Below are 22,097 nucleotides of genomic sequence, written 5' to 3'. Positions count from 1 at the left end.
TTGCCCCCTTCACCCCATGACCATCTTGGCAATAAATAAGGCTTAATGGCGGGCAGCGAGAATACCGCCGACCATGGCTACCAGGGAAGAGAGCATTCCCATACCAACCAGGCTGTAAAGGCTGATAGATTGTCGTGCGGCTTCGCTCAATACCTCTCCAAAGGGAAACTGCCAGGCAACAATACCAGAGGCAGCCAGCACAGCGAGATACTGGAACCCACTGGCACGGCGTTCAGCCCGCTTTGATGACACCGGCAGCTCGGCCATCACCCGATCACAGAAGCCATTGTCATCCAGGTAGGGCTCCCCGAATTGCAGCTGTTCACTCAACCAGGCATCGAACATCAGATCTTTGCCCTCTATGGCTGTATCGCGCAAAGCGTTACCCTTTGTGTGACGTTGTTTAAAATTAACCATTGACCACCTCCTCACGCCAGGGTTGCAACAAACTGCGCAGTTTGGCTCTGGCGCGATTGATATGAGATTTTACCGTACCCAGTGGCAACTTCATGATATTCGCCGTTTCTTCATGAGAAAAACCCCGCTGCAGGCATAAATGTATGGCCTGGCGTTGCACATCACTGAGCGATTCCATGGCGGAATCGAGATCCCTGGCCATAACCAGTTGCTGTGCCTCTTCCACACGCTCCTCAGCCTGGACCTTATCCACCGCCTCCTGGTTCACTTCCGGCGCATTCTTGCGCTTGTGACTCATAACAAGATTGTAGGCAATACGGTACAGCCAGGTGCTGAAACGGGCATCTCCCCGAAATGCCGGCAACGCCTTGTAGGCCTTGATAAATGCCTCTTGGGCCATATCATCTGCCAGACCCTGGTCACCACCACACAGCTGACGGAGCGAGAATCGCAGCTGAGACTGATAGCGACGTACCAGCTGGGTGTAGGCCCGCTGATCCCCATCTTCGACGGCGCGTCTGATCAACCCCTCATCATCGAGGTCCATATTCGCTGTCCTTACGCCTGCTTTTTATCCAGCTTCCAATTGATAAAGCGGGCCAGACCGATAAAGAGGGGGATTAATCCCAGACTGCCCACTTCAATGCCCGCCAGGGCTGTGAGCCATAAAAATACTGCCGCGCCAACAGCTATCAGGGTGAAACCGCGGTCTTTGGAGCTACTCGGACCATTGCCCTCCAGAGCATCAAACAATTCCGGCGGAACATCCCGGCCCTCAGCCACCATGCGGTTGATGTTGTCCATCAACAGTTGCTTTTTGCGATAACTGTTATGGGTGACCAGCCATACGATCAGCACCGGCATGCCAAATACACAGAGCAGGGCAACAACTGGTATCAACAGCTCATTGAGCCGCTCAACCTCATGATCCCTGAACCACTGACTGCCAGAGTGGTCGTAACGCCGGGACAAACCGATTTCCACATTTTCCGGGACACTGTCAAGCGCCTCCTCAACCACCTGACCACGCTCATCGAGAATCCCCTTGCTTTCGAGTTTTTCAATGATACGCTGGCTCAACGGACCACCGAATTCCTCACCAAGGTCGACCTGAACCTCACTGCGTTCACCATCCTCTCCACGGGTTTTGATGGTGAGCACGCCGTTTTCATCACGCAGAATGCGCACACGCGACGGGGCCTCCGGGGCTTCAATGTCCGCTGCAGGAGGGGCTGGGGGCTCCGACATAGTGGCGGTTTCCCCCTGCGCCCAACTGCCCGGGACGACAAATAAGACCGCCATAGCCATCAACCAATGGGCGCCTGCCCGCATTGAAAAGGTAGTTCTCGCTCTCATTGTTTGCTCTCTAATCGTTCTCTTTACCTGCGTTGTTGCACCGCCTGACCAGCGTTAAATCCCGTTGCCGTTACATTACCGTAAGCCGGCCTTTTGAGTAGGGCCCCGGTGTCGCGCCGCGCGAGGACTTGTCCTCGGCAATTCGCGCTGGATAGGGAAAATTGCTGCCCTGGATGATATGCTTGGCTCGCCACTGATTAAGCATGTCAAGCTTCAGCAGGACCTGTTGCTCAATCTTCTCAGCAAACTCATGGTTGATCTCCTCTATGGAGAAACCCAATTCCGTTGCCCTACTCTGAGCAACTGGCAACGCACCGAATACCAATACCAAAATGGCGCAAAATTTTACATTCCTGAATGATACCGCAGTGAACATTGTGACCTCCAGATCGCTTTTTCTTGTACACTTCTGAGACGGGATCAGGCTTGGCTTTGGATGCAAGCGGGTATAATTTTTCTTTTAATCCCCCATAAGCAATACTGTTCCAGTTTGGCGCAATCCAGTGGTATAAACGTCGCCTCTGCCCCTTCTGAACGCACTCTATCCGGTGGGCTTTCAACGCAGTTGCCTCGGCATACCTGGCCAGCACAGTGGGAGCCTCTCTGTATACGCCCCCTCCGTGGCATCATTCGCCCATGCGCAGCGGCAGGCTGGAGATGGCCTGAGGGCTTCTCGGTGTTCCACCTCTGTCGGTCTTGCGTCATTAAGTGCTTGGCAGTAATTGAGGGGGGTTGAACAGCACCTGAATTCGCGATGAGACCCCGGGACTGCAAATCTACTGCAAGCGGTCAGTAATTCAGGCACAGAGGACAGTGAACATCATGGATTTACTCAGTTGGTTGTCTCTTGCAGGTATCTGCGCACTGGGAGCCATGTCGCCCGGTCCCAGCCTGCTGATCGTGTTGCGCAATGCCGCTTCCGGCTGGCGGCAGGGACTTGCCTGCGCCATTGCCCATGGCGCCGGTGTCGCAATCTATGCAACACTGACCGTTTTTGGCTTGGCAGTGCTCATAATCCGCTCTGAGCTTTTATTTGGCATCCTGCAGTGGGCTGGTGCCGCCATGTTGGTGTATCTGGGCTGGAAAGCTCTGAGCGGCACCGCTCAGGGTTACCGTGCAGTCAATCTGGAAGCCAATCACCAGAGTCTTCGGCGCTCGATCGCCCAGGGTTTCGGCGTTGCCTTTTTTAATCCCAAAGTTGCTATCTTCTTCACCGCCCTGTTCAGCCAGTTCGTGTCAGAGCAACAGGCACTGGCGACCAAACTGGGCATGGCCGCTTTGGTGTCCGGAGTGGATGCACTTTGGTACTGTATGATTGTTTTGGCTGTTCACGCCAGCCGCAAGCGGCAACTGCTGAGTAAACTCCTGGGGCAGCGTATACAACAACTGTTTGGCTTGTTACTGATTGCCCTTGCCGCACGGCTCCTGCTGTCTGTTTAGTTTTCTGGTAAAACGCCGATTACCCCTTGTTAATGCGCCCTGCAAAATCCATGTGCCCCTTTGCCGCCTGCGCCTACAGAACGCACACACCGGCGGCGCAAATTTATAGATCCGAAAGCCTTATTCTGAGCATTGGATTGCCAGAGCACCATGATAGCCCATCACTCTGGTAGCGATCGGCTTTCGCAGCGGCAACAGCATCCGACACAGCTATCTTTTTTTGATGCACTATTGACACTGATTATTCATACAGTTACTGTACACATATACAAATAACCTGAACTGTCTGCAGGACAAGTGGGAGTCATATCATGGCCGTAGTAGCTGTTTGGAAATGTGATCGAGACGGAGCAATGTTCGACAACAAAAAAGAGGCTGAAGAACACGACAAAATGCTGGAGTTGGCCGCCAACATTACCGCGCTGATTGAGCGCCATATTGACGGCATCAATGAACAGACCGGAGAAGAGATAGGCTTATTGTTGGCCAGGCATCGCGACGCACTGGCCAAGGCCTGCAAGGGCAAACCGGAGGTTCTGCTGGAACAAAAAGAGAATAGTGCGCAGGAAGGCGGGGAGGAAACCGTTACCCCATTTGCGGCAAATCAGTAGGCGCTTGGATTTTATCCCTGTACTCTGCCCGGTTCTACCGGGCTTTTTTATCGCCGACAAGCGCTGGCCTCCAGCTTGTGTCGCCAGCACTCGGGCACAATCGCCCACAGATCCCGGACAATGGTAAAATGTCCGATTACAGCGTCATCACAGCCATAACGATATTGACGATCGCCAGAGCCACTATTACTAGCCAACTGATCAGCGTACCCCAGAAACGCCCCATATGAGTTCCACCCTTGCCTGCTGTCAGACCATAGGCGTGGCATATCCTGGACAGAAGAAATGCAATGCCAAATATGTGTAGCCATACCGCGGCCAGACCGCCCAACTCAGCGACCAGCAGCAACAGTAGTGCTATGGGAATATATTCGTTGGCATTGGCATGCACTCTCACCCGAACCTCATTGAACAGATCATTACCGCTCCCCATTCCGACCTTTTTCATGCGGCGAAACTGCACCACCCTGCTGGCAAGATAGATCATTAAAATTGCGCAAAGACCAGTATAAAGAGCTGTTACATTGACCATCCTGTGATTCCTTTTTTACTCATCAGTTGGGCACAACAATATTTATTATCTCAATCCGCTCACCAACCATACAGATAGTATAAAAGAATATGATCCCTTGGCGCATTATGCCGTTGGCAAACGGCATGCACGGCTTGAAATACCTCGGTAAAAAGAGCGGATTTACTGCCCGCTCTCTTTACTGGCTATCACTTCATCAGATATTGCGTGCACTCAATGCCGATAGCCAAACTTGTGGCCCTTGGATGGCTTCGAGTAACGGTCGCGCAGGCGGGTGGAGCGGGTCACCAGAGACTGGGGAACCCCGGCAATCAGCACCTGTTCCGGGTAACTGGTGACTTCCAGTGGGTCACCGCTCCAGATAACAATATCCGCAACAGCGCCCGTTTCCAGGGTACCGCCATCCAAGCTGAAGATATCGGCAACATTGCTGCTGATGGATTTAAGTGCTGCCTCGTAAGGCAGACCATGGGCGACAGCGTTACCTGCGGATTGGCGCGAGAGATAGAGATTGTGTGTGGCGGCATAGTCCGGGCCGCTGATCGCCACCTTGACTCCAGCTTTGGTCAACAAAGCGGCATTGTCCAGGCGTGCACCCAGGCTTGAGAAGGAGATCGGCAGGTTGTTGATCGCATCAATCACCACCGGCACCTGGGCTTCGGCAAGTTGATCCGCCACCATCCAGCCCTCTGCCGCGCCCAACAACACCAGTTTTACGTCAAAGACTTTTGCCAGCGCTAGGGCTGCGAGAATATCACTGGCCCGGTTCGCAGTAACCACCAGGGAGGCCTTGCCATCCACTACCGGCTGCAGGGCTTCCAGATCGGCCAGATTGTAGTCCAGCTGACGCCACTCGCCACGGCGAATGGCCGAACGGTTTTCCCGGTACTCCAGGGCCTCACGCAGAGCGCTCTCCACCTTGGCATAAGCACTGGCACGGCTGCCACCGGCCAACTGTGCGCCGGCCTCTCCCAGATAGGCCTTCTGGGCAACATCCCTAGCCTCGACACTGTCGAACTCACTATTTAACTTGATGGCAAAGCTGCGCCCGGCGAATACCCGCTGGGCTTCCACCGCTCCGCCGTCCCAGGGACTAATGCTGGGAAACACCACAGCACTGGTGACACCACCAGCGCGATTAAACGGTATCAAGGTAGACTTGGGATTATAGGCCGGTAATGGATTGAAGGCACTGCCGATACTCTCGCCAGTGACCGAATGGTCATTAGTGGTGCTGGCGGCACTGATTTCCACCAGGCCCAGTTCGGAGATCGGTGCGATAATCCCCGGAGTCACAACCTTGCCACTGGCATTGATTACCCGCTCAGCAGAGGCATCCAACGAGGAACCCACCTGCACAATGCGGCCATCCGCAATCAAAATATCGGCGGTGTCCAGGCTACCTTTATCGGACAGGGTATGAACCTTAGCACCTTTGATCAGGATGGTTTCGGCCTGGGCGCTACCGAAACATAATCCCAGGGCCAGAATATAAAAAACAACTAGTTTATTCACAGTCGTTCTCCCTCGGCATTGAGAATACCCAACTCAAAATCACTGCGCGGTTGACGCTTAGCATCGGCGTGGTCGTACATCAGCTCACCATCGATAAACACTTGCTCCACCTGGGTGTAGACACTAAAGGGGTTACCGGACCAGACCACCACATCAGCCATCTTGCCCATCTCCAGGCTGCCGGTCTGCCCGTCGATACCCAGGGCTCTCGCCGGGTTGAGTGTCATCCAGGCAACGGCATCTTTGGGTTGAATATCGAAGCCCGCTCGCTGGCCAGCAGCCATTGCCTTGGCCACCTCTTGATTCAGATGCTGCACACCCACACCGGAGTCCGAGTGAATCATTGCACAGGCCCTGGCCTGATCGACAATGGCGATATTGGCCTCTGTCATATCAAAGGCCTCATGCTTGAAACCCCACCAATCTGCCCACATAGCCGCACAAACGTTGTGCTCAGCAAGCAGGTCCGCCACCTTGTAGGCCTCGACAGCATGGTGGAATGTGGAGATGTGGAAATCGAACTCATCGGCAATATCCAGCATCACGGCCATTTCTTCTCCGCGATAACAATGGTTGTGCACCAGGATATCGCCATTAAGTACACCGGCCAGGGTCTCGAGCCCCAAATCACGCTTAGGCTCTTCACCACCGTTCTCGACATAGTCTTCCCACTTCTTCTTATAATGACTCGCCTCTATCCAGGCACTGCGATAGCCGGCTACATTCCCCATGCGGGTGGCAGGGGAAGTCCCCTTGCCACCGTAGACGCGTTTTGGGTTTTCACCACAGGCCATTTTCAGCCCGTAGGGGGCTCCGGGAAATTTCATATCCTGTACGCTGCGGCCCGGTACGTTCTTGAGAGTGACACTGCGTCCGCCAAAGAGATTGGCAGAGCCGGGAAGAACCTGGAGAGTGGTGACACCACCGGCCAGGGCCAGGGGAAACTGCGGGTCCTGGGTCCATACCGAGTGCTCTGCCCAAACCTGCGCCGTGTTGGGGGAGGTCATTTCGTTGCCATCCTGGGAGGACTCGATGGACGGTACCGGGTAATCCCCCAGGTGGGAATGCACATCGATAATACCGGGGGTGACCCATTTGCCCTCACCATCAATGATTAAGACTCCTTTGGGCGCCTTGAGGACTTTGCCAATCTGGGTAATTTTGCCATCTTCCAGCAACAGGTCCGCTTTTTCCACTTGCGCACCGGTACCGGTAAGTAATGTAGCTCCCTGAATCAGGACAGGGCGAGACTGGTTGATCGCATAGGTGGAGGGAAAAGCATCAAGACGGGCGAAATCCAGGGATCTCTGCCCGTGCTCACCGCTTTTCTTCTCACCGCACGCAGAAAGCAGCACCGAGGTAAAAAGCACAACCGCGATACTGCGCCCGAAAACTCGAGAATACAGCTGCATAGGAATTCATCCAGGTGTTTTGAATAGGATGATACATGCTATCAGGTTGTCTGGTGATCGCCACTACTTCAACATGCAAATCGAAACCTTTGCTCCCAATGAGCCCCGATCCAGGCCTTCCAGAATCGCAAGTGCGACCGATAGACCACAGACAATGACAACCGGTAGCCTAAATAGCGGCCTGACGACATGAACTGGGTAGTGACTGAAAAAACACGGCAGTCCCCTATATACTTTTTCCGCTCTTTCTGGTGCAATTTCTGGTGAAAAAATACACAACATTTACTCAGGAGGAGAACAGATGATCAAGGAAGATAACTTGCCAGTTTTCCCCTCCTCCCCAGTCATCGCCTCCGCCCAGACAATGGACTCAAACCAGATTTATGAGGCACTGCGCAAGAGCGAAGAGCGCTACCGAGAGCTGGTAGCCCATGCAAACTCGATTATCATGCGCTTCGACAGAAACGGGCGGATCACCTTTTTTAACGAATACGCACAGCAGCTGTTTGGCTACTCGGAAGACGAGATTATTGGGCAACATTTGATTGGCACTATTGTACCGGCCAGCGAAACCAGTGGCCGCGACCTGCGCAAGCTGATTGAGCACATTTGTAATCATCCCCAGGAACACCGCTATAACATCAATGAAAATATCACTAAATGTGGTAAGCGGGTTTGGATTGCCTGGACCAATAAAATCCTAACCCATGAGAAAGGGCGCACCGGGGGTATTCTCAGTATCGGTACCGATATTACCAGGCAGCGCCTGCTGGAGGAGGAATTACGCCAGGCACAAAAAATGCAAGCTATTGGCGAACTGGCCGGCGGCATCGCCCACGATTTTAACAATATGATTCACGGTATCAGCGGCTATGCAGAGGTTATCCAGAAAGTCTCTCAGGACCCCCTGATCAGTGAATATAGTCAACATATTCTTACCACTGCGCGTCATGCAGCGGAATTGACCAAGCAATTGCTTACCTTCGCACGCAAAGGCAGCTATCAGCTCAAAGAGTGCAACACCCATGAAATTATACGCGATGTCTGCGCCATGCTGGGACGCACAATCGACCGTCGTATCCGCATAGAGCAACAGCTTGTAGCCAGCAGCGCTCATATCATCGGCGACCCGGCCCAGCTAAAGAGCGCTTTACTCAATATTGGCATCAATGCAAAAGATGCGATGCCCAATGGCGGTACACTGCGCTTTGCAAGCGCTAACACCTCCGTGAAGAAAGTCAGCACTATTGCGGATTTTGAAATCCAACCGGGCCAATATCTGGTCATCGAAGTCAGCGACAGTGGTACCGGCATGCCACCCGAGGTATGCCGGCGTATTTTCGAGCCCTTTTTCACAACCAAGGAGAGTGGGCGCGGCGCCGGACTCGGTCTTGCCGCTGTGCACGGTACCATTCATCTGCACAAAGGCGCCATTCAATGTCACAGTCACGAAGGCGAAGGCAGTTGCTTTAAACTCTTCCTGCCCATTGCAGAAGCCAGCACATGCAGGCAATCCAAACCATCGGCTGCATCCTTAAAAGCACGCAAGCTCCGAATTATGGTGGTGGACGATGAAGCCATTGTTCGCAGTTATTCCAAGGCAATATTTGAAATGCATGGCCACAGGGTGGAAACCTTTGCTACAGCGGAGCAGGCAATTACCTATTATCGACGGAATTGTGACAATGTGGATCTGATCTTACTCGATATGATTATGCCGGGTATGGACGGACAGGAGCTCTTTGCATTCCTGAGGCGCATTAACCCAAACGTCAGAGCCATTCTTTCTACAGGCTACAGTGTCGACAGCAAAGTCCAGGAGGTGATTGCGGATGGGGTGATCGATTGCATTCAAAAACCCTTTACGTACGAAAAGCTCAGTAAAAAAATTGAAGAGATGATCGCCAGTGGTCAACTGGCCCCATCGAACTAATCAACAGGATAAATGCATGCTTAGCAGAAGCGCCTCAATCTGCCCTATTGAGATTGCATCTGCGGTTTAAGCGGAATTCTGATGACTGTAACCGATCAATACTAGAGAATAATGTGAGGTAAATAGCGGCTCATATCCTGGGTCACCATGGTATGATCCTCCCGGATTGACAGGCCGGCGGCCATATCGCCCACCAGCCAACTGCCAATCAGTGTAAAATGGTTGCCGAACTTCGGTAAAGGGTGCATTTCCTGGTATATATACCCCTCCTCACCATAAGGGCCATCGGACAGGGGTTGGACTCCTCCGCTGCGCACGATAGAGATATTGGCACCTTCACGGGAAAAAATCGGTTTTTTTACCAGATCGCACACGCCTCCGGCCCGCTCCAACTCATCCTCAAAGAAAGAGGGCAACAGATTGGGATGACCGGGAAACAGTCTCCACAACATCGGCAGAAGTGCCTTGTTGGATACGATAGCCTTCCATGGGGGCTCCAGCCAGCGTACATTGTTGGTGCCCAGTAACGCACCAAAGTCCTCGCGGAACATAAATTCCCAGGGATACAGTTTGAACATCCAGGTGATCACCTGATCCTGCAGATCCGTGAAGTACCCTGCAGCATCTCGGCCAATATCGTTTATAAAAACAAAATGGCTCTCAATACCCGCCTCACCGGCGCAATCCTTGAGATATTGCACGGTACCAAAATCCTCTTCGCTATCCTCGCAGCAAGCGAAGTGCAATGGGCGATCAGGAGTGAGAATCCGCAGGTCATAAAAGCGATTCACCAGCTTTTCCTGCAGACTGTTAAACTGGTCTGACTGCAGCGGCAAAACGCGCCTGTTTACATTGTCCTGCAACCAGAGCCACTGCCAGAAACCGGTCTCGTATAAACTGGTTGGAGTGTCCGCATTGTTTTCATAAAGTTTGGCGGGTCCCTTGCCGGAATAGGCAAAGTCCAGGCGGGAATACAGGCTGGGATCACCGTTCTTCCAGGAACTGCGCACAAAATCCCAATGCTGTTCAGGAATACAGAAACGCCGCAGCAATTCCTCATCCTCAAGCACCAATGCTACCACCTCCAGACACATCTGGTGAATTTCCTCGGTGGGGTCTTCAAGATCCTTTTCCACCTGCTCCAGAGAGAATTGGTAATAGGCACTTTCATCCCAGTAAGGCTCACCGTACAGGGTGTGAAAATGAAAGCCAAACTCTTTCGCTCGCGCTTTCCAATGCGGGCGTTCACCAATGGGCAACCTCAGCACCAATCAGCCTCCCCAGCCACGGGAACGGCTGCTGGAGCGGCCACCGCCCCAGTTGGACTTGGCTGAGGCCACTGCACCAAAGCCGCCCCTGGATACCGTTTTGGTAACCTTGGGCTTGGGCTGGGTGGTACTCTTGTCAACCCTATAGCTTGTTTTTCCAGAACGCCCGATAACCTGACCATCAGCAGTCATCAAGCGATCGTGGTAGCGGGAGCCAGGCGCGGAGTAACGATAGACTGGATTATAGTAGCCGCGGGAAAGATAGCGTCGGTCGCTGTCATTGAGTATGGAGGCAACCATAAACCCGGTCATCAGCGGCATCCAGAAACCACTGCTGTTTTCCCGGCAATGTTCAAATTCCCCTTCACACTGCGCCAGGGAAGCATATTTGGGGCCGGTGCGTTCGGCCTCCGCGAGAGCACGCTGATAGGCTGCCTCGCACTGGGCTTCATCCAGCTGGGTATTGTCTACACAGTCCTCTACCGAGGCAACAACCTTAACCTCCTCATCCGAAGAGCATCCCATGAGTACTGCAGCAACACTGATCGCCAAAGGGCGCAATAAAAAGCTTGGTCCCCTGCCCTTGCGCATGCGCGAGAGATCAATAGTTCTTGTACGTTTCATCACCACCCCCAGTCAGTAGCTCATGCAGGCGGCATTGAGCACACCAACAGAGATTGTGGTTGCGGCCAGCATAATACCCGCACTTATTTCGCCCTCTTCAATACGCTCTACAATACGCGGCATAAAACCAAAGCGGATAATTGCAAAGGCAAGTAACTGGGCAACTAACGCCACCACAGCCCAGGTGGCGAAATCAATAAGAGTGACAGAGTTACTCGCAGCGCCGGCGACAGCGATGGCAAAGCCCAGTATCGCCCCACCAAACCCAATAGCTGCTGACACATTTTTATTTTCGCGGATTAATTTCCACTCGTCATGGGGCGTCACCATTGTGTAAAGAAACTTAAACACGATCAAAAATACTAATGACAGGCCAAAGTAGGCCGCAAAATGTACGATACCAGTCAGTAAATCATAGGGCTGGGCCATTGATACTTCTCCTTATTATCCGTGAATAGTCAGCTGTGAAGATGTCAGTGTAATACCGGTACTGATCACCAGGCTGCGGCTCAGATAGCCCGCAGCCTCCTCCTTCTCTTCTGCGGAGAGAAAAAGGGATTCGGTGCGTTGGTCAGACAATTCACGCTCGAACAGCATGGTGAATTGATCCGTTACCGAATAGTCTCCGCCCACGTCATAGGTCTTTTCGGACATATGTACCGGATTGTGGTAGTCACCGGCTGAAGTCCAGACTCTACTGTAGGATCGGTCCCGCAATTGGTAGCATTCAGTACCTATCTCCTGTTTCAGAAGGTTGTCCCAGGCTTGTTGATCGGCCACATCCAGAGTGTCGTAAAAATGGAACAGCTTGACATCCACCACATGCTCGTCTCCCTGGCCACCTTCAGCCACCACCTGAAGCCAGGCATCATCGTCTGTATAGAAACGGTAAACCCAGGTACCATCGAGCTCTACAACCCCCGCAGCCCTGATGATTTGTGTGGGGGAGCAGGATTCAATCGTGAGTTCATCCAGTATCAGGCGAATTGCCAGAGGATCCAGTTCAAAACTGGCTCCCAGGCGCAACCCCATAATCTCCGGTGTTTTCACTGTCGGGTCCCGCTTCCCCTTCAATTGATCGATCAGTTTGGCAAACATGTACCAACACCTTCCCCTTCATTCATTTTTATATCGAAACAGCGCTTCTCATCCAGACGCTTGGCGGAGATGTAATACAGCATATCCCCTTTGCCCACCTGATCTGTCAGCGCAGGATTCACCTCAATTATTACTACACCCTTGCGGCGCACAGCGATCAGGGTTGCCGACAGGTCCCGCTTGAAATGATCAAACAGAGCAGCAACAGGCAAAGGCTCCTCACCACAGTACTCTACACTGTACTGCGTCATTCCATAAGTACTATCCAGCAATTGCCTGTGCAAGCGGGCGGATCCGGGGTCCAGAGAGGATTTTGCCAGCAACTCCACGGCTACCGAGGGGATACATTCAATATTCGGGCAGTGTGCGCGCAATAATTCACCAACATTTTCGTCCTGGAAATAGGCAGTTTTATGACTGCTGGGACTGTACTTGTCGCAGAACAAAGCCGTGGTAAGCGTTACATCATCAAGCGGGTTGTCAATAATAATCCGTGCTGCATCGGCCAGACCGGCTCGTTGCATACCCTCGATATGGGAAAAGGATTCAACCCGCACAAAATCAATCTTGCCGGGCATGGGGTTTTCAATATCGGCCTCTACGCAGAGTACTATTTCAGAGGCAGTTCCATTGGTCTTTGCCAACAGAAGCTCGATTAGGCGCAGGGTCCGCGTTCCGTTCCAGCCGATAATGACCGTGTGATTTACATGATTCGTCATGCGCAACCCTCTTTTTCCCCTGTGTACAAACTCCGAAACTGCAAAACCCACCCGGGTAACCACCAGTGCAAACAGGCTCAGGCCCAAAGGGATCACCCAGGCGGCCACCACCATTTTTCCCGCCGGTGTCACTGGCGAGAAATCGCCGTAGCCCACCGTCGATGCGGTCACTACCAGCCAGTAGAGGAAGTTATCGGGGGCGATTATCTCGCTTTCCCCAGCGGCACTCAGCAGCAAGTAGCTGCCCGCTACATAGCTCAAAACGGCGACGAAAACAGTCGTTGTACTGGCTTTAACAAATAGCGACGCCAGAAGGCGTCGCACGCGAAACAATAGCACCGGTTCAGGCCTTTTCGCGGCTCGCCAGCAACTGGGCCAGTTTGTCACTGCCGCTGACCTGGCCACCGGGTTTGATACCCGCTGCCTTCAGCTTGGCATCAAGACTAGAGCCACTCTCTTCAGAGGCCAGCTCTTCCGCCGCTTCCAATTCGGCTGCACGTTCCTGCTGCTTGCTCTTGATTCGGTCAAGACTGTCCAGAGCGGTCTTGATCCTGCTGTTGGCCCCCAAGTGACGGGAAGAGACAGCGACCTGGGCTTTCTGCACAGATTCAGTGGCCTTGATCTGGTCGATCTGCTGTTCCATGCGGCGCACATTGGTCTTGGCCTTGGCAATATTGCCCTTCAGGGAACGCTCTGAGTTCAGGAACCCATCCAGCAGGCTGCGCTCGGTCTGGAGCTGCATCTCCAGCTCAGAAACCCGCTCGGCGCACTCCAGAGCCAGGTTATTATCACCCTTCTCGCTGGCACTGACAGCATGGGCGCTATAAGTTTCAATATCCGCACGCAGGGATTCCACTTTGCCCTCCGCCAGCTTGCGCTTGGCCATGATCTTGGTCAGGTTCTCGTCACAGGCTTTCAGTTCGGCCTTCGCCTCGCGCAACTCCTGATCGAGAATACGGATTGACTGGCTGTCCGCTACCGCTTCAGTGCCTTCATTGACCGCCCCTTTCAAGGCAGTCCAGATTTTTCTCAGGCTCATGCTACGCCCTCCATTTCAAAATGCTCCGCGTACAAATCCAAGAAGTCACTCACATTGGAAAACAGAGTCTCCACCTCCTCGATAACAACTTCATCTTTACTGGAAACAGAGAGCGCCCCAAAGGCAACGTAATAGTGCTCACCGCCAATATTCTTAACCGCGATAGCCGTCAGGGGAACCAGCTGATGGGTTTGTAGCACCATCTCATTGAGCGCAGCCACATCGCCAACCTGGCTCACCGGAAACAAAATACTCTCGACAACGATCTGCTTTTCACCCACATAGACAAAGGCATCAACACCCTCATCGTTGGAAATACTGAGGCAGTCCCCCTCAGGCTCCACTACCCAGCCGGTATGGCTTTCTGCCAGCTGGCGCAGGCTCTCATTGTTCCAGGTCATTTCAACCCCCTTACTGTGGAATATTGGTCACGAATATAGCATCAAAAAGACAACAGTCAATAGATAGCTTCAAACTTATATTGCAAATAATACACAAAAAGGTACTATTTGCCACTTATCTGATTTCAACCAGAATGGAGTAAAGCCCATGGACCACAAGCAAAGCCTTGGCAATCAGCAGGCACTGGCTCCCTACAAGCAGGCCATTGCCCGCTATGTGCGTGCCTCCATGGCTTTGAAGGGCATGCGCTATGGTGATCTGGCCCAAGCCCTGGCCGAAAGGGGTATTTCAATGACCACGGAAAACCTGCGCAGCAAAGTGAGCAAATGCATGTTTTCAGCGGATCTGCTCGCGGCCATCATTGACGCCTTATCCCTAGCGGACAGCGCCATGCCTGAAATCCTCAAACAGGCCCGGGAATTGCGAGATCAGGGACTCAACACCGGTCGGAAGGAAAGCTAACATCTTCTTCTCTCCCGGGCCAGTACACGGAATCACACACGATGCAGCCGCCAGAAAACCCATACCCAGCCGGGATTTCAGGGCTGTTTCAGCCTTGAAAGCTATTGATTCCATTGCGGGGAGACACCCGGCGGCTCCGAAATCCCCACTAGTAGTGGTGTAGTTTGTACACGGGCTCCCCGTTGCCGCACTTGCCCACAACTTTCGGCTCTGACAGTTTTGCCCCGGCCGGAATTATCTTGTTTGTGGGCCACCAGGCAAAGCAGGCATAGCGAAAGTTGACCGCCCAGTTGCAATACAGGCGACCATCATCTTCCTCGTAAAAGCGCGCCTGGCAAAAGCTCAAAGTCGGACTTCGCTGGCCCTGTTCCTGCTGGGCATCCGCAACCATGAGATCCATAGCCACTACAGCAGATACCCAACAACAGGGAATCAACAACCACAGTTTCATAGATGCACTCGGTGAAAGTCACAGTTGGACTCCCTTAAAGCCTAGCAGTCCCGGCGTATCTTTTAGGTCAGGGAGCCGAATCAATCACTCTGTGAAGGCCTCCGTCTCCACTTTTCCGCACTGCTCCCCCCGCAAAACCCCGATAATTCGCGCGATGCACTCCCGCTTATCTCTGGACCAGTGCAGATAGGGCAGCGGCAGAACCCGGATGCCAGCCCGGTGCAGAATCTTGTAGTTTCGAATCGTAAAGTGCTGTTGATATTCTCCAGGGTAGCCAATCAAGTCCACCCCCAGAACGCAACCCCGATGCTCACACACGATATCGATACGCCGGCCTGCGATAGGGAAGTCGACCCAGTGCCGGATACCCGCCGCCTCAAGGCCTACACTAACCGCCCTGGCAAATTTACAGGAATAATCTCCCTCTTGGTAACTACAGACTGCACCATGACTGTAGGATACATAACGGCGCAGCAAGTGATCTGATGACAACAGCTCGAGACTGATAGAATAAGCCACCCGTTGCTGTTCCTTGGCCCGAGTAATCGCCACATTAAACATATCGGCACGATTGAGATAGGTTGCCGCCCGCAGGGATTGGTTATCAATGGTCATTGAGAGCAACATCACATCCCGCTCCTCTCCCTGAAAACCATAGGGTGTGGCGACCCGTACCAAAAAGCTGCGCCGCTTCTCAGGGGAAAATACCCTGGACACCTCATCGGCCAGATAGTTGGCTTGTTCCCGAAAGGGAGACAACACCCCCACAGACGGCTTTAGCGGCGCATTTTCGTAGCGGTTAAAATGCTCCCGCAACTGCGATATGACCCAGTCTTTCTCAACCCTGTTTCTGCCGTTTCTGGCCCTTCGCCCCTCCAGCCTGTGAAAAGTCAGCGCCGGCGCACGGGAGTTCCCTGGCCGCGCCTGCATAACTTTGAGACGATCGGCATAAAACGCATGGTTACTGAAGGCGATCAGCTCGGGTTGGCTTCGGTAGTGCTCATCGAGCAGGGTCACCGCATCCTGACTGTCAAGGGCATCAGATACCAAATCCAGCAGGGATTGGTCCCGGTAACTAAATACCTCCGGTAACTCGCCACACTGCACCACTGCCTTCCACAGGAGCTGCTGCTGGTTTGCCGGAAGAAAGGAGACATGCCGCAGCTGCTTGCCGTCCCCCACCACAACCGCACGTTTTGCCCGGTAGAGTGCTGGAAGCGCACTTGCAATATCGCACTGGGTGGATTCGTCAAAGATCACCAGGTCAAACATGCCACCTGAAAGCGGCAATATTTCATTGAGCTCGTCCAGACTTGCAAGCCAGACAGGGTAGGCTTGTAGGACAAGTTGCATATTCGTCTGCGCAAATCGTTCCGCCTGGGTTTTTGAATTCCTGGCCCGCAGTGCTTGATGAAAGCTGGCCAGGCTGCGCCGCTCATTACTTAATAACCGGGCAAGCTTTTCCTGGCGATAGGCATTGATGTAACGGGCAGCCTGGCGTTCAAAACTATGACGCAGCTGGCTGATAATATCCTGTAAGTCCCACAAGTCTTCTGTCCGCAGGTCCCGGCCAAACAGTGGTGCCCCTATACGCAATACCCAGGCTACCCAGCGTCCGGGGCCGAGAACCTTGGCCAGCCACAGCGCCCGCGCAAAGCGACGCTCGGCCTTGCGCAATAATTGATTCGTAGCTCTCAGGTTGCGTTTTAACTTGGCGGCGCTCACCTCCGACAAATCAACCCCCTCCTTGAGCAGGGCATCGAGGCGGGCCCTTAAACTGCGAACAAAACTTTGTTCGCCCGCATGTACATAGCCCTCAGTCAGCCCATAGGACTCCTGTAACTTGTTTCTGACAACATCAATGGCTTCGGAGGTTTTTGAGACAACCAGCACTGAGTTGCCATGCAGCATTTGGTCGATCGCCATAGCGGCAATGGTAAAACTCTTGCCCGTACCCGGAGGGCCTGACACAAGGCTGAGCGGTAAACGTGCCGCATTGCGCAATGCCCCCTTCTGGGCATCACTGAAGAGCCCCGGCAACATTTCAGGCTCGCTGTTGCTTTCAATAACCTGAGCAGGCTCTCCTCCCAAGGCAATCTGTAAAGGAGCCGGGAGATTGCGCGCCCGGGCCAATTGAACAAGTTCGTGCAGAACTCCGCGAGAGCCCCTGGACCTGTCAGCCAGAATCAACGCACCGGCACTGACCGGCCCCAGTTGTGATGCCTTCATCCGTTCCTGCACCAGTGTCCCAGGCTGAAAGTTTGGCCAGCGGCCCAGTTCCTCAACCTCTGCCAACAGACTGTATTTCTGCAGCCAACGCCCCATATCCGCTATCTGGGAAGCATCCATGGGAAACCGGGGCAATGGAAAAGTATTTGTCACCACCGGGTCGATATCCGGCTTCAGAATCAATCGCAGCAGGGGCAGATTAATGTGGATATCAGTGGTATTTATCTCGGCAAAATAGTCATCTTCGCGGTAAATTCGAGCGGGAAAATACAGAAGTGGTGAGCACAGTGTGCGCCTGCTGGTAAAGCCTCCTTGAGTGGTAAGCGTGCCGCAGATAAAAAAACAGGCATAAACCAGGCGGCGCTCTTTTCGATAAGTATCGGCCAGTTGCGCCAACTTTGCCGCAACAGGGCTGATCAATGGTATTCGAGGCAGTTCGCCGCTGCTGAGGTAATCCTGCTCTTCCAAAAACAAACGGCGGTCAGCGGGCAATCGGATAATATTGGATAGTGACAGGTCGTGGCTGTCCGCCAGATAACAGCGCCGAAAATATTCAACAAAGACTGGTAAACTTGCCCGCATAATCGCCCGTTGATCCCAATTTACAACAAAATACCATCTAAAATCACAAGACTGGGACAGATAGCCACTCTCCGCACCTCAGGGTTCACCCGCCAGTGCCGAAAAATGCTCGTACTCCACTACACTCAGGCGCAAGTCATACTTTTTCACAATAGCCATAAAACGTCGAACATAAATTTTTCCCACCGGTGCGTAAGGCGGCATCCATTGATCGGGGCCTTTGTGCCCCTTGCTCTGGTTGTGTCCATCATCCACCAACCACAGGTTTTCCATATCCTCCGCAAATTGCCGTTTGCGCTCACGGCTCCATTCTGCCCCACCGTGGTCATGGGCCCATTTCAAAGGTACTATATGCTCCACATCCAGATCTGAAGCCTTATTGTAAAAATTGCCGGTATAAGGGTCCAACCACAATCCAGCATCCACCTTACAGCCATTGTTGTGGGTAAAACGCACCGGGGAGAGGGAGAAACGAATTAACAGTTCGTGGCGGGTATCCTGGCAGTCGTTGTCGAAATCAGACCAGCGGGGCAGCCACTCTGTGCGTTTATAGGGTATCGCTGCCGTAGAAAAACCAAATAAAAAGAAAGACAGAACCACCAGTGGCTTCGAAATTGACCGAACACTCATACAACGACTACCAATCAAATCCAAATGAGCAGCTTAGAGGAAATATCTGCTTAAGGCTATCGCTTATACTTCAAATTTCAACCGGTAAGTATAGGCTTAAAGCAGGAATCGTTTATGCGGGAATTTCAAAAAGAATAAATTCAGCTCAGGGAATATGCCTTGTAATTAAACGGGAGCAAAAGTCAGCCTTTCCCCCCCGATTTACCCCGTATGCCGGTTTTTTCCCGGACCCTCCCCTAGTCTAGGCAGACACGGGTTCTGTGAAGGCTTGCCGCTGCAAATCTCGCCTGGAATGCTCTTCAACAGCGGTTACCTCAGTGGGTTTTACCCTGTGGAAAACTGCGTAGAAAACCGGCACCGCGATCAGAGTCAGCACCGTTGCAAAACCCAGTCCACCCATGATCGTCACTGCCATATCGGCAAAGAATGCGTCAAACAGTAGCGGCGACATACCCAGTATGGTCGTAACCGCAGCGAGAAATACCGGGCGCAAACGACTGACACTGGCGCTCTGGATTGCCGTCAGGCGCGGAAGGCCCATTTCAGTCTGCACCTCAATTTCATCCACCAGTACCACGGCATTTTTGATCAACATGCCGGACAAGCTCAGTACGCCGAGCAGCGACATAAAACCAAAAGGCAGCCCTGTCAGTAACAGACCAACCACCACGCCCACCAGAGACATAGGCACAACCAGCCAGATGATCAGCGGTTCGCGCACGGTGCCAAATAGCAAAACAGAGACCAGCACCATGACCAGAAAGCCAAGTGGCAGCTTCTTGCCGAGGGATTCCTGTGCATCAGAGGAACTTTCATATTCACCGCCAAACGCCACTGCATAACCCGCGGGCAATGACAGGCTCTCCACACCCTTCTGGATTCTACTGAATGCGGCCATGGCAGTTACGCCCTCGGGCGCTTCCGCACTGATTGTAATAGTGGGTACCCGGTTGCGACGCTGTATCAGGCTCTCTTCCGCCGTGGTCTCAAATTCCTTAACCAATTGACCGGCGGGGATATACCCCTGCTCATTGGGACTCCATACAAGCCGGTCGGGCAGGGAGCCAACCCGGTTGCGATCTTCCTCCGGCATACGCGCAACAATCGGGATAATCCGGTCTCCACTTTCGAACTCCCCCACACGGTAGCCAGATGTGGCAAACTGGATAGTGCGGCTGATATCCGTATTGGTCACCCCTGCTACACGCGCCCGCTCAGGGTCGAGATGCACACGTACAGTGGGTGCTCTGCTGCGCCAGTTATGTCGGATATCTTCCAAATCGTTTTCCCGGAAAAGCTGCTCCACCTCCTCAGCCAGAGCACGCAGGGTATTGAAATCCTGACCCGAGATACGCACTTCCACATCCGCACCCCCGCCGGGGCCAAACACCAGGCGTTTGAAAGTGATCAAGGCCTCCGGTTGTGTGTCGCGCAGTGCGGTTCTGGCACGCTGAATCAACCCCGCAATCTGCTCACGATTCTCCGTACGCACGATTAACTGCCCATAAGCTGAGTTGGGTGGCTCAGAAGCGTAAGTCAACATAAAACGGTCCGCTCCCCTGCCGGCAACGGCTGTTACGGAAATTACTTCATCCTGCGCCAACATAAACTCGGTGGCCTTCTGCAGCGCGCTTTCAGTGCGCTTGATATCGCTGCCCTGGGGCAGGAAGTAGTTCACATAAAACAGGGGTGCGTTGGAGTTGGGGAAAAAGCCCTGTTTGACAAAACCAAAACCGATATAACTGAGCAATGTCACCACAACCAGCACGGAAATAGTGCGGCCGCGTCGATTCAAGGCACCGGTCAATGCCCGCGCATACATGCGATAAAAGCGCCCACTGTAAAGATCCTCATCACTTTTGGCAGTTTTTACCGGCCTGAACAGATGATATCCCAGATATGGCGTAATCGTGATTGCCAGCACCCAGCTAAGCACCAGGGAAATACCAATCACTGCAAACAGAGAGAAGAGAAATTCACCAGTGGCATCATCGGATAAACCGATTCCGGAAAAAGCCATAATACCGATGATGGTCGCCCCCAGTAGCGGCCAGAATGTCTGACGTACCACACGCTGGGCAGCACTTTGGGGGGCCTCCTTCCTCTGCACTCCCATCAGCATCCCTTCGGCCACCACAATGGCATTATCCACCAGCATCCCCATCGCAATGATCAGGGCACCGAGAGAAATGCGCTGCAGATTCAAGCCAAACAGATTCATAATCAGTACGGTACCGAGCACAGTAAGGCCGAGCACAACACCGACAACCACACCAGAGCGCCAGCCCATAAACACACAGAGTACGAGGGTTACAATCACTATGGAAGAAACCAGATTGAACAGGAACCCCTTGACACTTTCCTCCACCACTATGTGCTGTTCATAAACCGGGTGAATTTCCACACCCAGGGGCAAGCTCCGCTTGAGTTCAACCAGTTTCGCTCCAACAGCTATCCCCACATCGACGATATTGGTGTCCACAGCACCCGACACACCAATCAAAATGGCCGGTTTACCATTAAAGCGCGCGATAAAATCCGGATTTTCATTGTAACCCAGAGAAACATCGGCAATATCCCGCACTGCCAGCATAGCGGTGGAACCGGGAACACCCACCAGAATATTGCGAACTGCGCCCAGATCACTGGCCGGATTGTCCACCACAATACGGGTGCGCAGGTCCTGTTCCCCAATCTCCCCTTCTTGTTGCGTGGCGCTTTCCCCCTGAAGCACCTGGGCCAGATCGTCCAGGGAGAAACCAAACTGCGCGAGGCGGGATTCATCAATATCCAGGTAGGCCACATCATCAATAATGCCAGAGCGAGATACCTTGGCCACCCCTTCAACACCCAGTAGCTCGCGGCGGATGGCTTTGGTGATTTCGCGCATCTCCGCCTGCGAAAAGCCGTCACCGGTCACAGCATAGTAAATGCCGTACACTTCACCGAAATCGTCGTTGACCACAGATCGCATGGCACCATTGGGCAGCTCACTCTGCGCATCGTTGACCTTGCGGCGCAATTCATCCCAAACCTGTGCCAACTCCTCGGAATTATACTGATCCTTGATCTGCACCCGAATTTCCGACATGCCGGGACTGGAAGTGGACGTCACCTTATCCAGCTGTCCCATCTGCTGGATCGCAACCTCAAGCTTTTCAGTCACCTCCTCTTCGACACGCTGGGCACTGGCACCGGGATACAGGGTAAAAACACGGGCCTCTTTAATGGTAAAGGCAGGATCTTCAAGACGGCCAATATCTGTCAATGCCCAGAGGCCACCGATAAGGCAAATCAGTATCAACAGCCAGCTGTATACAGGCCGCTGGATAAATACGTCAGAAATTTTCAAGATACCTCCCCATCCATACCAGGCC

Annotated in this window: 22 protein-coding genes; 4 read left to right on the top strand and 18 right to left on the bottom strand. The window is 53.1% G+C overall.

What is annotated here, in order from left to right; genetic code table 11:
- Positions 1-42: 42 nt before the first annotated feature.
- From M8T91_RS08140 to M8T91_RS08125, 4 genes are all read right to left on the bottom strand, one after another.
- On the bottom strand, positions 43-417 hold the full coding sequence (locus tag M8T91_RS08140; RefSeq protein WP_301418588.1) for a hypothetical protein: 375 nt from the start codon (positions 415-417) through the stop codon (positions 43-45).
- Positions 410-964 carry a sigma-70 family RNA polymerase sigma factor gene (locus M8T91_RS08135; RefSeq protein WP_301418586.1) on the bottom strand — a complete coding sequence of 185 codons (555 nt, stop codon included), beginning with the start codon at positions 962-964 and terminating at the stop codon, positions 410-412. The genes M8T91_RS08140 and M8T91_RS08135 overlap by 8 nt, the downstream gene beginning before the upstream one ends.
- Before the next feature lie 11 nt (positions 965-975).
- A complete protein-coding gene (locus M8T91_RS08130) occupies positions 976-1,773 on the bottom strand; it encodes a DUF6249 domain-containing protein (RefSeq protein ID WP_301418584.1) in 798 nt (265 codons plus the stop codon).
- A gap of 70 nt (positions 1,774-1,843) precedes the next feature.
- Positions 1,844-2,149, bottom strand: coding sequence for a hypothetical protein (locus tag M8T91_RS08125; protein WP_301418583.1), 306 nt, complete (start codon positions 2,147-2,149; stop codon positions 1,844-1,846).
- Positions 2,150-2,595: 446 nt separating this feature from the next.
- On the opposite strand from M8T91_RS08125, the gene M8T91_RS08120 reads away from it, so the two are divergent.
- Together M8T91_RS08120 and M8T91_RS08115 are read left to right on the top strand one after the other, a co-directional pair.
- Positions 2,596-3,213: a LysE family translocator gene (locus M8T91_RS08120; RefSeq protein WP_301418581.1), complete on the top strand. Its 618-nt coding sequence runs from the start codon at positions 2,596-2,598 to the stop codon at positions 3,211-3,213.
- A 311-nt stretch (positions 3,214-3,524) separates the two neighbouring features.
- Complete coding sequence (locus tag M8T91_RS08115; RefSeq protein ID WP_301418578.1) at positions 3,525-3,824, top strand: YebG family protein; 300 nt, start codon at positions 3,525-3,527, stop codon at positions 3,822-3,824.
- A gap of 136 nt (positions 3,825-3,960) precedes the next feature.
- On the opposite strand, the gene M8T91_RS08110 is transcribed toward M8T91_RS08115, so the two are convergent.
- The 3 genes from M8T91_RS08110 to M8T91_RS08100 form a co-directional block, all read right to left on the bottom strand.
- Positions 3,961-4,356, bottom strand: a complete 396-nt coding sequence (locus M8T91_RS08110) for an MAPEG family protein (RefSeq protein ID WP_301418577.1) — start codon at positions 4,354-4,356, stop codon at positions 3,961-3,963.
- Positions 4,357-4,569: 213 nt separating this feature from the next.
- Positions 4,570-5,871, bottom strand: coding sequence for an amidohydrolase family protein (locus M8T91_RS08105; RefSeq protein ID WP_301418575.1), 1,302 nt, complete (start codon positions 5,869-5,871; stop codon positions 4,570-4,572).
- A complete protein-coding gene (locus M8T91_RS08100) occupies positions 5,868-7,283 on the bottom strand; it encodes an amidohydrolase (protein ID WP_301418573.1) in 1,416 nt (471 codons plus the stop codon). Before M8T91_RS08100 ends, M8T91_RS08105 begins: the two co-directional genes overlap by 4 nt.
- Positions 7,284-7,584: 301 nt before the next feature.
- On the opposite strand from M8T91_RS08100, the gene M8T91_RS08095 reads away from it, so the two are divergent.
- Positions 7,585-9,216, top strand: coding sequence for a hybrid sensor histidine kinase/response regulator (locus M8T91_RS08095; RefSeq protein WP_301418571.1), 1,632 nt, complete (start codon positions 7,585-7,587; stop codon positions 9,214-9,216).
- Between the two features lie 101 nt (positions 9,217-9,317).
- Here the strand turns inward: M8T91_RS08095 and M8T91_RS08090 are convergent, their stop codons facing one another.
- From M8T91_RS08090 to M8T91_RS08060, 7 genes are read right to left on the bottom strand one after another with little or no spacing between them, the layout of a single operon-like run.
- Positions 9,318-10,484: a glutathionylspermidine synthase family protein gene (locus M8T91_RS08090; protein WP_301419052.1), complete on the bottom strand. Its 1,167-nt coding sequence runs from the start codon at positions 10,482-10,484 to the stop codon at positions 9,318-9,320.
- Positions 10,485-10,487: 3 nt separating this feature from the next.
- Entirely contained in the window at positions 10,488-11,108 is a 621-nt protein-coding gene (locus M8T91_RS08085) for a DUF1190 domain-containing protein (RefSeq protein ID WP_301418569.1), read from the bottom strand.
- Positions 11,109-11,120: 12 nt separating this feature from the next.
- A complete protein-coding gene (locus M8T91_RS08080; RefSeq protein WP_301418567.1) occupies positions 11,121-11,537 on the bottom strand; it encodes a DUF350 domain-containing protein in 417 nt (138 codons plus the stop codon).
- A gap of 15 nt (positions 11,538-11,552) precedes the next feature.
- On the bottom strand, positions 11,553-12,206 hold the full coding sequence (locus M8T91_RS08075; protein ID WP_301418565.1) for a YjfK family protein: 654 nt from the start codon (positions 12,204-12,206) through the stop codon (positions 11,553-11,555).
- On the bottom strand, positions 12,191-13,249 hold the full coding sequence (locus tag M8T91_RS08070) for a potassium channel family protein (RefSeq protein ID WP_301418564.1): 1,059 nt from the start codon (positions 13,247-13,249) through the stop codon (positions 12,191-12,193). Before M8T91_RS08070 ends, M8T91_RS08075 begins: the two co-directional genes overlap by 16 nt.
- 19 nt (positions 13,250-13,268) lie before the next feature.
- Positions 13,269-13,964, bottom strand: a complete 696-nt coding sequence (locus M8T91_RS08065) for a PspA/IM30 family protein (RefSeq protein WP_301418562.1) — start codon at positions 13,962-13,964, stop codon at positions 13,269-13,271.
- On the bottom strand, positions 13,961-14,365 hold the full coding sequence (locus M8T91_RS08060; RefSeq protein WP_301418560.1) for a DUF2170 family protein: 405 nt from the start codon (positions 14,363-14,365) through the stop codon (positions 13,961-13,963). The genes M8T91_RS08065 and M8T91_RS08060 overlap by 4 nt, the downstream gene beginning before the upstream one ends.
- 148 nt (positions 14,366-14,513) lie before the next feature.
- Here M8T91_RS08060 and M8T91_RS08055 point away from each other — a divergent pair, with 148 nt between their 5' ends.
- Positions 14,514-14,828 carry a DUF6471 domain-containing protein gene (locus tag M8T91_RS08055; RefSeq protein ID WP_301418558.1) on the top strand — a complete coding sequence of 105 codons (315 nt, stop codon included), beginning with the start codon at positions 14,514-14,516 and terminating at the stop codon, positions 14,826-14,828.
- 148 nt (positions 14,829-14,976) lie between these two features.
- On the opposite strand, the gene M8T91_RS08050 is transcribed toward M8T91_RS08055, so the two are convergent.
- From M8T91_RS08050 to M8T91_RS08035, 4 genes are all read right to left on the bottom strand, one after another.
- Entirely contained in the window at positions 14,977-15,279 is a 303-nt protein-coding gene (locus M8T91_RS08050; protein WP_301418556.1) for a hypothetical protein, read from the bottom strand.
- A gap of 84 nt (positions 15,280-15,363) precedes the next feature.
- Positions 15,364-18,090 carry a DEAD/DEAH box helicase gene (locus M8T91_RS08045; protein WP_301418554.1) on the bottom strand — a complete coding sequence of 909 codons (2,727 nt, stop codon included), beginning with the start codon at positions 18,088-18,090 and terminating at the stop codon, positions 15,364-15,366.
- 78 nt (positions 18,091-18,168) lie between these two features.
- A complete protein-coding gene (locus M8T91_RS08040) occupies positions 18,169-18,720 on the bottom strand; it encodes a GmrSD restriction endonuclease domain-containing protein (RefSeq protein WP_301418552.1) in 552 nt (183 codons plus the stop codon).
- A 241-nt stretch (positions 18,721-18,961) separates the two neighbouring features.
- Positions 18,962-22,072, bottom strand: coding sequence for an efflux RND transporter permease subunit (locus tag M8T91_RS08035; RefSeq protein ID WP_301418550.1), 3,111 nt, complete (start codon positions 22,070-22,072; stop codon positions 18,962-18,964).
- Positions 22,073-22,097 lie beyond the last annotated feature (25 nt).

The sequence above is a fragment of the Microbulbifer sp. MI-G genome (assembly GCF_030440425.1).
Lineage (GTDB): Bacteria > Pseudomonadota > Gammaproteobacteria > Pseudomonadales > Cellvibrionaceae > Microbulbifer > Microbulbifer spongiae.
This window is presented reverse-complemented; position numbering and strand designations above follow the sequence as displayed.

Excerpts from the sequence above, each read along its gene's own strand:
- M8T91_RS08120 (WP_301418581.1), top strand. The coding sequence starts at position 2,596 with ATGGATTTACTCAGTTGGTTGTCTCTTGCAGGTATCTGCGCACTGGGA.
- M8T91_RS08040 (WP_301418552.1), bottom strand. The coding sequence starts at position 18,720 with ATGAGTGTTCGGTCAATTTCGAAGCCACTGGTGGTTCTGTCTTTCTTT.
- M8T91_RS08100 (WP_301418573.1), bottom strand. The coding sequence starts at position 7,283 with ATGCAGCTGTATTCTCGAGTTTTCGGGCGCAGTATCGCGGTTGTGCTT.
- M8T91_RS08045 (WP_301418554.1), bottom strand. The coding sequence starts at position 18,090 with ATGCGGGCAAGTTTACCAGTCTTTGTTGAATATTTTCGGCGCTGTTAT.
- M8T91_RS08130 (WP_301418584.1), bottom strand. The coding sequence starts at position 1,773 with ATGAGAGCGAGAACTACCTTTTCAATGCGGGCAGGCGCCCATTGGTTG.
- M8T91_RS08065 (WP_301418562.1), bottom strand. The coding sequence starts at position 13,964 with ATGAGCCTGAGAAAAATCTGGACTGCCTTGAAAGGGGCGGTCAATGAA.
- M8T91_RS08095 (WP_301418571.1), top strand. The coding sequence starts at position 7,585 with ATGATCAAGGAAGATAACTTGCCAGTTTTCCCCTCCTCCCCAGTCATC.
- M8T91_RS08060 (WP_301418560.1), bottom strand. The coding sequence starts at position 14,365 with ATGACCTGGAACAATGAGAGCCTGCGCCAGCTGGCAGAAAGCCATACC.
- M8T91_RS08140 (WP_301418588.1), bottom strand. The coding sequence starts at position 417 with ATGGTTAATTTTAAACAACGTCACACAAAGGGTAACGCTTTGCGCGAT.
- M8T91_RS08080 (WP_301418567.1), bottom strand. The coding sequence starts at position 11,537 with ATGGCCCAGCCCTATGATTTACTGACTGGTATCGTACATTTTGCGGCC.
- M8T91_RS08125 (WP_301418583.1), bottom strand. The coding sequence starts at position 2,149 with ATGTTCACTGCGGTATCATTCAGGAATGTAAAATTTTGCGCCATTTTG.
- M8T91_RS08110 (WP_301418577.1), bottom strand. The coding sequence starts at position 4,356 with ATGGTCAATGTAACAGCTCTTTATACTGGTCTTTGCGCAATTTTAATG.
- M8T91_RS08055 (WP_301418558.1), top strand. The coding sequence starts at position 14,514 with ATGGACCACAAGCAAAGCCTTGGCAATCAGCAGGCACTGGCTCCCTAC.
- M8T91_RS08115 (WP_301418578.1), top strand. The coding sequence starts at position 3,525 with ATGGCCGTAGTAGCTGTTTGGAAATGTGATCGAGACGGAGCAATGTTC.
- M8T91_RS08075 (WP_301418565.1), bottom strand. The coding sequence starts at position 12,206 with ATGTTTGCCAAACTGATCGATCAATTGAAGGGGAAGCGGGACCCGACA.
- M8T91_RS08050 (WP_301418556.1), bottom strand. The coding sequence starts at position 15,279 with ATGAAACTGTGGTTGTTGATTCCCTGTTGTTGGGTATCTGCTGTAGTG.
- M8T91_RS08135 (WP_301418586.1), bottom strand. The coding sequence starts at position 964 with ATGGACCTCGATGATGAGGGGTTGATCAGACGCGCCGTCGAAGATGGG.
- M8T91_RS08085 (WP_301418569.1), bottom strand. The coding sequence starts at position 11,108 with ATGAAACGTACAAGAACTATTGATCTCTCGCGCATGCGCAAGGGCAGG.